Annotated in this window: 9 protein-coding genes, 1 tRNA gene and 1 CRISPR repeat array; of the genes, 4 read left to right on the plus strand and 6 right to left on the minus strand. The window is 67.8% G+C overall.

Translation table 11 applies throughout. The features are described from left to right. Positions 1-38: 38 nt before the first annotated feature. Positions 39-995: an SDR family NAD(P)-dependent oxidoreductase gene (locus tag LCD35_RS07390; RefSeq protein WP_224955767.1), complete on the plus strand. Its 957-nt coding sequence runs from the start codon at positions 39-41 to the stop codon at positions 993-995. Between the two features lie 173 nt (positions 996-1168). Here the strand turns inward: LCD35_RS07390 and LCD35_RS07395 are convergent, their stop codons facing one another. Continuing rightward, on the minus strand, positions 1169-2509 hold the full coding sequence (locus LCD35_RS07395; RefSeq protein WP_224955785.1) for a M20/M25/M40 family metallo-hydrolase: 1341 nt from the start codon (positions 2507-2509) through the stop codon (positions 1169-1171). A gap of 131 nt (positions 2510-2640) precedes the next feature. On the opposite strand from LCD35_RS07395, the gene LCD35_RS07400 reads away from it, so the two are divergent. From LCD35_RS07400 to LCD35_RS07410, 3 genes are all read left to right on the plus strand, one after another. Then, positions 2641-2726 (plus strand) — tRNA-Leu (locus tag LCD35_RS07400). A gap of 302 nt (positions 2727-3028) precedes the next feature. Beyond that, positions 3029-3313: an AbrB/MazE/SpoVT family DNA-binding domain-containing protein gene (locus LCD35_RS07405; RefSeq protein WP_225043943.1), complete on the plus strand. Its 285-nt coding sequence runs from the start codon at positions 3029-3031 to the stop codon at positions 3311-3313. Positions 3314-3360: 47 nt separating this feature from the next. Further along, positions 3361-4341: a site-specific integrase gene (locus LCD35_RS07410; protein ID WP_225043947.1), complete on the plus strand. Its 981-nt coding sequence runs from the start codon at positions 3361-3363 to the stop codon at positions 4339-4341. An 83-nt stretch (positions 4342-4424) separates the two neighbouring features. Here the strand turns inward: LCD35_RS07410 and LCD35_RS30415 are convergent, their stop codons facing one another. The 5 genes from LCD35_RS30415 to LCD35_RS07435 form a co-directional block, all read right to left on the minus strand. Continuing rightward, complete coding sequence (locus LCD35_RS30415; RefSeq protein WP_308016895.1) at positions 4425-5009, minus strand: site-specific integrase; 585 nt, start codon at positions 5007-5009, stop codon at positions 4425-4427. A 471-nt stretch (positions 5010-5480) separates the two neighbouring features. Beyond that, positions 5481-5771 carry a hypothetical protein gene (locus LCD35_RS07420; RefSeq protein ID WP_225043944.1) on the minus strand — a complete coding sequence of 97 codons (291 nt, stop codon included), beginning with the start codon at positions 5769-5771 and terminating at the stop codon, positions 5481-5483. Between the two features lie 487 nt (positions 5772-6258). Then, a CRISPR array of direct repeats spans positions 6259-7469; the repeat unit is 37 nt; unit sequence GTTGCGATCCTCATCGGCCCTGGCGGGCCGATGCCAC. Between the two features lie 223 nt (positions 7470-7692). Then, complete coding sequence (locus tag LCD35_RS07425; RefSeq protein ID WP_225043945.1) at positions 7693-7998, minus strand: hypothetical protein; 306 nt, start codon at positions 7996-7998, stop codon at positions 7693-7695. A 229-nt stretch (positions 7999-8227) separates the two neighbouring features. After that, a complete protein-coding gene (locus LCD35_RS07430) occupies positions 8228-8467 on the minus strand; it encodes a hypothetical protein (RefSeq protein WP_225043946.1) in 240 nt (79 codons plus the stop codon). 389 nt (positions 8468-8856) lie between these two features. Further along, positions 8857-9063, minus strand: coding sequence for a DUF397 domain-containing protein (locus LCD35_RS07435; protein ID WP_224966463.1), 207 nt, complete (start codon positions 9061-9063; stop codon positions 8857-8859). Positions 9064-9226 lie beyond the last annotated feature (163 nt).

The raw sequence follows: 9226 nt of genomic DNA on the forward strand, positions 1-9226 counted from the left end.
CGGCGCACGCAAACCCGCTCATCCGCACAGGAGCTCCCATGGCACAGCCGCACGAACCACCCCCCGACCTCACGGGGCGCACCATCGTCGTCACCGGCACGACGTCCGGACTCGGCCTCGCCCTGTCCGGTGTGCTAGCCAGGGCCGGCGCCCGCGTCCTGATGACCGCCCGCGACGCCGAACGCGGCGCGGCGGCCGTCGACCAGGTGCGGAACGGGCTCAGGGGCCGGGGTTCGGCCGAGACCGTCCTGCTCGACCTGGCCGATCTGGCCTCGGTCCGCACAGCCGCCGCGGAGGTCCGGGAACGCACCGGAGACCGGGTCGACGTACTGATCAACAACGCCGCCGTGTCGCTGGGCCCCCACGACCGAACCCGCGACGGGTTCGAGCTGCAGATCGGGACCAACCACCTGGGCCCGGCCGCGTTCACCTGGCTGCTGATGCCGGCACTGCGGGCAGCGGGCGCCCCCGAGCTGCCCTCCCGGGTGGTGACGACGTCGAGCCTCGGTCATCGCACCGGTGGACTCGACCTCACCGATCCGCACTGGGACCGTCGGCGCTACTCGCCCACGCTCGCCTACGGGGCCTCGAAGCTCGCGAACCTGCTGTTCGCCGCAGAGCTCGATCGGCTGTTGCGGCTGACCGGGGACCCGGTGCTGTCGGTCGCCGCCCACCCGGGGCTGACCGCGTCGGAACTGCTCAACAACAGCCTCACCCGCGGTGGCACCTGGCGAGCTCGCTTGCTCGTGCTCCCGGACCGGCTCCTGTCCCAACCGGTAGCCGCCGGGATCGCACCCCAGCTCCTCGCGGCCACCGGACCGGTGCACGGCGGCGACTACGTGGGCCCCACCGGACCGTTCGAGACGCGCGGACCCGCCGGGCCCGCCCGCCGCTCAACAGCCGCCCGGGATCCGGAGCTCGCCCGCGAGCTGTGGAAGTACACGGCCTCCAGCACCGGCGTCCCATCCGATCCCGAGCTGCCGATCGGCGCATGACACCCCTCCGCGACCCTGCCGCGAAGCAAGCCTGCGGTCGCCGGTGCAGCCGTCCCGGACCGCACGAACGGACAGCGAGGACGCCGAACATCCTGATCCCGCGTCCGTCAGACCGGCATCGGACCAGGCCGCCGCGGCCAGCGGAGCGTTCCGGTGGCCGCGGCGGCGTGGTGTCACGCCTCCTGCAGGAACCGGTCGAGGACGCGGACGCCGAACCGCAGCGCCTCCACCGGGACCCGCTCGTCGACGCCGTGGAACAGGGCGCTGAAGTCGAGTTCGGCGGGCAGCCGCAGCGGCGCGAAGCCGTAGCAGTTCATGCCGAGCCTGCTGAAGGACTTCGCGTCCGTGCCCCCGGACATCATGTAGGGCAACGTCTTCGCCGCCGGGTCCTCGGCGATCAGCGAGGAGCTCATCTTGTCCACCAGGCGGCCTTCGAACTTCGTCTCGACCGGGGGCAGCCCCACCCATTCCCGCTCGACGTCCGGGCCCAGCAGCTCGGCGAGCTCCCGGTCGAACGCCTCCTCGCGGCCCGGCAGGATCCGGCAGTCCACCGCGGCTTCGGCGACCGACGGGATCACGTTGTGCTTGTAGCCGGCGGTGAGCATCGTCGGGTTCGCGGTGTCGCGCAGCGTCGCCCCCACGATCCGCGACAGGTTGCCCAGCTTCGCCACCGACCCGTCCAGGTCGTCGGCCGGGAAGTCCCAGCCGGTGAGCTCGGTGACACCGTCGAGGAACTCGCGCACCGAATCGTTGAGCACCAGCGGGAACCGGTGCCGGCCCAGCTTCGCGACCGCCTCGGCCAGCTGCGTGACCGCGTTGTCCTCGTGCACCATCGACCCGTGGCCGGCCCGCGCGCGGGTCCGCAGCTTCAGCCAGCGGATGCCCTTCTCCGCGGTCTGCACCAGGTAGGCGCGCACCCCGTCCTGGAAGGTCACCGAGTAGCCACCGACCTCGCTGATCGCCTCGGTGCAGCCCTCGAACAGCTCCGGGCGGTGATCCGCCAGCCACTGCGCGCCCTGCAGCCCGCCGGCCTCCTCGTCCGCGAGGAACGCGAACACGATGTCACGCTTCGGAGTGATTCCATCGCGCTTGAAGCGGCGGGCGACGGCGAGGCTCATCGCCAGCATGTCCTTCATGTCGACCGCGCCGCGGCCCCACACGTAGCCGTCCTGCACCGCCCCCGAGAACGGGTGCACCGACCACTCCGAGGCGTCCGCGGGCACCACGTCCAAGTGCCCGTGCACCAGCAACCCGCCCCGATCCGAGCCCGACCCCGGCAGCCGCGCGATCACGTTCCCGCGACCCGGGTGGTCCCCAGACTCCACGTAGGTCGTCTCGTAGCCGACCTCCGCCAGCTTGCCCGCGACGTACTCGGCGGCCACCCGCTCACCCGCGAGCGTCGCCGGATCGCCCGTGTTCGTCGTATCGATCCGGATCAGTTCGCTCGCCAGCTCGACGACCTCGTCCTCGGCCACCCGCAGGCCCGCGCCATGATCGTCCGCAGCGGTCTCCATGTGCTCGTTCACCAGGCCTTTCTATCACTCCGAACCCCTACAGGGGGGTGGGTCCCAAGCCCTGAAATCGATCAGCTAATCTAGTGTCACAACAGAACGGAGCCGCCGAGAACCATAGGCGGCACTGAGGCGTCCGAGTGGCGGAATGGCAGACGCGCTAGCTTGAGGTGCTAGTGCCCTATTAATGGGCGTGGGGGTTCAAGTCCCCCCTCGGACACGCATGCGTAGCGGATTCGCTACCACAATATGGATCATATGTTGTAGTCGGCAAGGCGGTAAGCGCTTCGGGCGTTGCCGCCTTGTTGTGCTGTTCGGCGGCCTGTGGCGGTGGTCGTCGTGGGTGAGCGGACGATGCCGGGTGTGGTCCCGCCGAGGAGTTCGGCGTCCGGGCCGACGCCGATAGGCGGGCGAGTTCGCCGGGAGCTGCCGCTGCCGGAACTCGCCATCTCGCCTGGTGGGGTCCCCCGGATGTGTGCGGTGGCATCGGTGGATTGCCGTGGACGAGTCTCGGACCGGTCAGTGCTGCGCTCCCTGAGCTGGGCCGCCGGGCAACGCCTGGAGATCCGTGCGGTCGAAGGCTCGGTGATGGTCGCCTGCCGCGAGGACGGCGTGTTCTCCCTGACCGCGCAGGGGTATCTGCGGTTGCCCGCGGCCGTGCGTCACTGGTGCGCACTCCAGCCCGGGCAGCGGGTACTGCTCGCTGCCGAACCCGGCCACGACGCACTGGCGGTGCACACGATGCCGGTGATCGACGCCCTGCTCACCGAACCCCACGCCCGGATGTTCGGGGGTGAGCACGCGTGAACGCATCGGACGCCGAACTGGAGGCGGCACGCCTGGTGCTCGCACGCATGGGTCTGTCCCCGGAGGATTTGGTCGCCGCCCCGGAGCCCGAGCAGATCGCACCGACCTTCGCCGACTACATCCCGAAAGTCGCCCAAGCCGTTTCGGCGGGCACGAAACGGGTCTACAGCTCGTACTGGAACCGCGTCCTCGAACGCTGGGGCCAACGTCGGCTCGACGAGCCGACCGCGTTGGAGATCAAGCAGCTGGCCGAGCACGTGAAGACCCACGTGGTCGCCCGCCGCAACGCCCGCGGCGGCCGGGGCGCTGCCGAACACCTCATCGCCGCACTGCGTTGCGTGTACAACCACGCCGTCGCCGACGGTTGGATCGCCGAAGGCGACAACCCCGCCAAACGAGTCCCCAAGCCGAGAAGGCTGCCCACCACACGACGCGGCCTTCCCGATTCCGGACTCACCGAGATCAACCAGATCGCAGCGACCACCGGAAACGACCCACTGCTCGACGCGCTCCTGATCCGCCTGCACACCGAAACCGCCTGCCGCCGTGGCGGAGCCCTCGCACTCACGGCACGAGATCTGGATCCCCAGCAGTGCCTGGTGCTGTTGAAGGAGAAAGGCGACACGGCCCGTTGGCAACCGGTCTCACCGACGTTGATGCGCGGACTCCAGGAACACGCCGAACACCGCGGTGCCGCCGCATCCGGCGGGCCGCTGCTGCGCTATCGCAACGGCGACCCCATCACCACCCGTCGCTACGACCACCTCTGGACCCGCATCGGACGCCACCTGCCCTGGGTCGCTACCCAGCAGGTCAGCACCCACTGGCTCCGCCACACCACCCTCACCTGGGTGGAGCGCCACTTCGGCTACGCCGTCGCCCGCGCGTACGCCGGACACACCGACAGCGGCGGGGACGGCACCACCACGACCTACATCCGAGCCGGAATCGACGAAACCGCCGCTGCGCTCGCCGCCCTCACAGGAGAACCGCACCCACTCGCACAAACCACTGGAGGAGATCAATGACCGCAGTGCCTTAGCGGGTGGGTTCCGGCTGGCCGTACGGCCGTGAGCAGGCGCACCTGTCTGCTCACGGCTCCCGGTTCAGTTCACCGCCGGGCCCCGGCCAGCGGATGTGGTTCTCCCGTCAACGCAGCCAACGCCGCGGCCACCTCGTGGAGATCAGCGCGCACGTAGGTCGCAGTGGCGCCGCCGTCGCCGCTGCCGATCGCGTGCCCCGCGAATTCCCGCGCGACCGCGTAGCCGAAGTGCCGCTCGACCCAGGTCAACGTGGTGTGCCGCAACCAATGCGTGGTGATCTGCTGGGCGGCCACCCACGGCAGGTGCCGGCCGAGCCGATGCCACAGGTGGTCGTACCGTCGCCGCGAAATCGGAGCACCACCGACATAACGCAACAGCTGCCCGTCGGGATCGTCATCGCCCCGAGCCCGGGCATGCTCTTGCAGCGCTCGCATCAACGTCAGCGACACGGGCTGCCAACGCACGGTCTCCCCCTTCTCCCGCAGCAAGACCAAGCACTGATCCACATCCAGATCACGCGGACGAACCGCCAACGCTCCCCCACGACGACAAGCCGTCTCCATGTGCAGCCGGAGCAGAAGCGCGTCCAAGCCCGGGTCGTTCCCCGTAGTCGAGGCAACCTCGTTGAGTTCCGCGATCCTGCTGGACGGCAAGGCCCGACGCGTGCTCGGCAGGCGACGAGGCTTGGCGACCCGGCGAGCGGGTTCTTCGCCTCATCGATCAACCCATCGGACTCCGCGTGGCTGTAGATGCAGCGCACCGCACCAACGAAATGCTCCGCGGCACTACGCCCACCGCGCGTGTTCCTTCGGGCGACGGCCTCATCCTTCATCCGCCACGCGAGCTGTTTGATCTCGGAAGCGCTCGGCTCATCCAACCTGCGCCCACCCCACGCCTGGATCAGCCGGCGCCAGTACGGCGCGTACACGCGAGCACTGGACTCCGACACCGCCTTCTCGACTTTCGGTAGGTATTCCGCGAAAGTCGGCCTTTCGTCCCCGGCACCCGCTTCGCCGATCAAGCCGGACGGGTCGATATCCATGGCAGCGAGAAGTGTGCGAATCGCGCCGATCTCGGCGGACCCCGAACTCGAGAAACCCACAACCCCTCCCACTCCAGAGCCACTAAGTTTGATCCAACTCGTAGTAACCGGTCACCATGTCATCAAGAACGGAGACGTGGTGAACGAGCACAGCATCAACGTGCGGCACCGCGACCATGAAAACCCGACCACCGCCACGCAACCCCAACGCGCCGCGCACCGACACCGGCAATCTCAGGTATCGGTCCGAACGCAGCACAACGGGAGAACGGCCACATCGACGGGCCGTAGCCACCAGGCTCCCGGCAAGTTGGATCACCAGGCGGTCGCCAGGCTGCCAGCCAAGGAAGCTGATCAGCAGCTTGTCGGACACCCTGCCACGACTGTCGACCGCAGCAACCTGATGGCACAGGGGAGAGCCTGTTGCTTCGTTCCTCAACGCTGCCATCGGAAGCGGCTCTAACACTTCCGGTTCAACACCGGAATCACAAAAAAGCACAGATTCGGCGATTCTCCTCGTAAACTCCACCGGATCGCCACCAACCTATCAAACAGGAATCGACTATTGGCACAGCTCTACTCCAGCAAGAGGTACTTCCCCAGCAAGCCCACTTTTCGCCAATTCGCAACATCAAAATAGGGCAAGGCCAGGCGTTCACCAATAAGTTCGATCACGTTACCTCGACCATATTTCCACTATAGCGGAAACCCTAGGAGGGCAGGTGCGACCTGTCAACGAAGCTCTACATCTTGGCCTCTACCAGGCACCGCCCAAGCGTCCATACGTTGCTATCCGCATCGGCCTGGCGGGCGCCGATAGCACGCTCGGCGCACGGGCCACTCGTGCCGGGCCAGCCGTCGTTGCGATCCTCACTGCCCCTCGCAGGCCGCATGCCGCAGTTGGGCGAGAGTGGGGTAGAGCACGAGTCCGAGGTTGCGATCCTCATCGGCCCTGGCGGGCCGATGCCACGGATCAGCCCGGATCGCGCCGGGTCATCGACCTGGTGGTTGCGATCCTCATCGGCCCTGACGGGCCGATGCCACTCTGCCGTGGTTGGCGCCGTGGCTGCTGGGCAAGACGTTGCGATCCTCATCGGCCTTGGCGGGCCGATGCCACACAAGGTCAGTACCGAGAACCAGTCCTCCTCCTGAATGTTGCGATCCTCATCGGCCCTGGCGGGCCGATGCCACTCGCGCCCGCTATCACTCGGCCGCTGTCCAAAGCCGAGTTGCGATCCTCATCGGCCCTGGCGGGCCGATGCCACCCGATCACTCCTGGTACAGCACCGGGCAGCCCTCGGCGTTGCGATCCTCATCGGCCCTGGCGGGCCGATGCCACGACCTACACCGACAAGGCGATGATTTTCAACGTCTGGTTGCGATCCTCATCGGCCCTGGCGGGCCGATGCCACAGCCGTTTGGGCGCGATCCCACAACGACTGCATGAAGTTGCGATCCTCATCGGCCCTGGCGGGCCGATGCCACGCCACCGGCATCGCCCCGTAGCCACCGGTGGGCGACGAGTTGCGATCCTCATCGGCCCTGGCGGGCCGATGCCACTTCGCCGGGCAGTCGATCGATGCTCGGTGGAACTTGTCGTTGCGATCCTCATCGGCCCTGGCGGGCCGATGCCACATCACCGCCCCGACCACGGCGCGGGCAGCCTGGTCGTTGCGATCCTCATCGGCCCTGGCGGGCCGATGCCACAATCGCACCGGGCAGTAACTGGGGCGCTGCACGAGAGTTGCGATCCTCATCGGCCCTGGCGGGCCGATGCCACCCGCTCCACCGTCATCGTCGGCGACGACGCGGTCCTGTTGCGATCCTCATCGGCCCTGGCGGGCCGATGCCACAGCCGCAGCCGGGCGAGTTCCGCGGCCAGCACCGCGTTGCGATCCTCATCGGCCCTGGCGGGCCGATGCCACCAGCAGGTCCGCCGAGTTCGCGGCCAAGTCCCCGAGGTTGCGATCCTCATCGGCCCTGGCGGGCCGATGCCACCCGGTCGAACTGCTCGGCGCGCTGCTCGATGCATGGGTTGCGATCCTCATCGGCCCTGGCGGGCCGATGCCACCCTGCTCGATCAGGGGAAACACCCCTGCTGGAGCTGGCAAGTTACACGTCCGAGATCAACACGCCCGGGAATCGGCTGGGAACCCCCAGGCGTGTCGCGCCACGCTACCAGCTCCCAACCGACGCCAGGAGCAGTGGAGCCACCTCTGACGGCAACACCCGGCACATCGTCCGACCACTGCCGCGGCCGGAGCGAACGCCCCAAAAGACTCCGGGCAGCGCGTTCAGCGAGCGCGCTGCCCGAGCGCCCGGAGGATTTCGGCGATCCACACCAGGGTGTGGTCGTTCATGTAGTCGCCGTTCGCACGCATCCGTTTGAGCGTGTCCCATGACGATGTCAGCTGGCCGAGGGTGAGCTGTTCGGGATCAGGTGTGGCGTGCGGGTCGTAGAGCGCTTCGCGGGGGATGGACCAGAAGAAGTCCTCGTCGAATTCGACGGTGTGCCCTACGCGCTCCTCGAGGTTGTCCAGGGCTTCGTTGAACACCTGGCGCAACGTCTCCAGGGAGACGGTCGAGTCGTCTTCGCTCACTGCTCACCTCGGTAAACCTTGTCGATGTAGTCGCGGAAGGTCTGGATCTCCTTGTGCAGATGCCCGACGCTGCTGTCGATGCTCTTCTGGCGGATCTCGTCGTTCGGCGCGTTCTTCAGGAAGCCCTTGTCGTCGTAGGCGTCGGGATCAGCTTGGTACGCCTCGAGTTTCTCTTCGTGCTCCCGGATGAGGTTTTCGTAGGACTCGACGGCGCGTTGGTGCGATCAGGTCAGTTCGGAGCTGCCTGCGTCGTCTCCTCAGCTGCTTCGTCGTCGGTGTAGAAGACCTCGGTGCTGTCGTCGCCGGCGGCTTCGCTCGCGAGTCCAGCCATGGCGACGCCCATCGTGCCGACACCGGCGGCGATGCCCGCGGTCGACACCCCGCCGACCGGCACACCGGCCACCGCTCCCGCCCCGGTGGCGTCGAGCGCGACTCCGGCCACTTCCCCTGCTGCGCTGACTGCGGTCAACGCCGCGCCACCTACGAGGCCGCCGACCATCTCGGGATGGTGCAGCACCGCGTTGCCCAAGGAAGCCGCCGGGCCCCATCGCCTCGATCGTCGCCTGCACGCCCTCCGACGCGTCGGCCAGAGCCGACAGGTCGACGCGGAAGCCGACACCCCATCCATTTTCCGAGCTTTCGACAGCGCCGCCGGAATGCCGGAGAACCCGCAGCGGCTCGTGGGGCGAAACGAGTCGTAGTCCTACGGCCGAGCTGTCATTCCGGAATACAGAACCGCACCTTCCTGGAAGCCCTGCACAGCGCGGCCGATCGCGACGACACGATCACGGTGATCCACCGGGACGATCGATCTCAGCGAGGTTGCCTGCGGCGTACCTCTCGAGCTCGGGTACGCGGTCATCCGAGCGAGTTCCCCTGCTGGATGCGGGCGAGGAACGTCGTCCATGCGGAGGCGTCCAGGATGAGGACGCCGCCATCGCGGTCCTTCGTGTCGCGGACTGCGCGTGATCCCGACGGCAGAGTTGCGATCTCGACGCAGTGACCCGAGGGACCGGTATAGCTGGATACACGCCACGACAGGTGCCGCAGCTCGGTGCTGGTCATGGCGGCGACCTCCGCGATGTTCGTCGTGTTGAACCGTCAGCGTTCCGAGGAACGGGCTAAGAACTGCTAACAGAAGGTTTGGGTGCGTCGGTGTTGGATGAGGCAGGTGGTGAGTTGGAGGAGGCTGTCGTGGATGTCGGCGCGGCGTTCCCAGCGAATGCGT

The sequence above is a fragment of the Saccharopolyspora sp. 6V genome (genome assembly GCF_020176785.1).
Taxonomy (GTDB): domain Bacteria; phylum Actinomycetota; class Actinomycetes; order Mycobacteriales; family Pseudonocardiaceae; genus Saccharopolyspora_C; species Saccharopolyspora_C gregorii.

Coding starts and splice junctions, on each gene's coding strand:
- LCD35_RS07390 (WP_224955767.1), top strand. CDS start 39: ATGGCACAGCCGCACGAACCACCCCCCGACCTCACGGGGCGCACCATC.
- LCD35_RS07395 (WP_224955785.1), bottom strand. CDS start 2,509: ATGGAGACCGCTGCGGACGATCATGGCGCGGGCCTGCGGGTGGCCGAG.
- LCD35_RS07410 (WP_225043947.1), top strand. CDS start 3,361: ATGGGTCTGTCCCCGGAGGATTTGGTCGCCGCCCCGGAGCCCGAGCAG.
- LCD35_RS07435 (WP_224966463.1), bottom strand. CDS start 9,063: ATGACCAGCACCGAGCTGCGGCACCTGTCGTGGCGTGTATCCAGCTAT.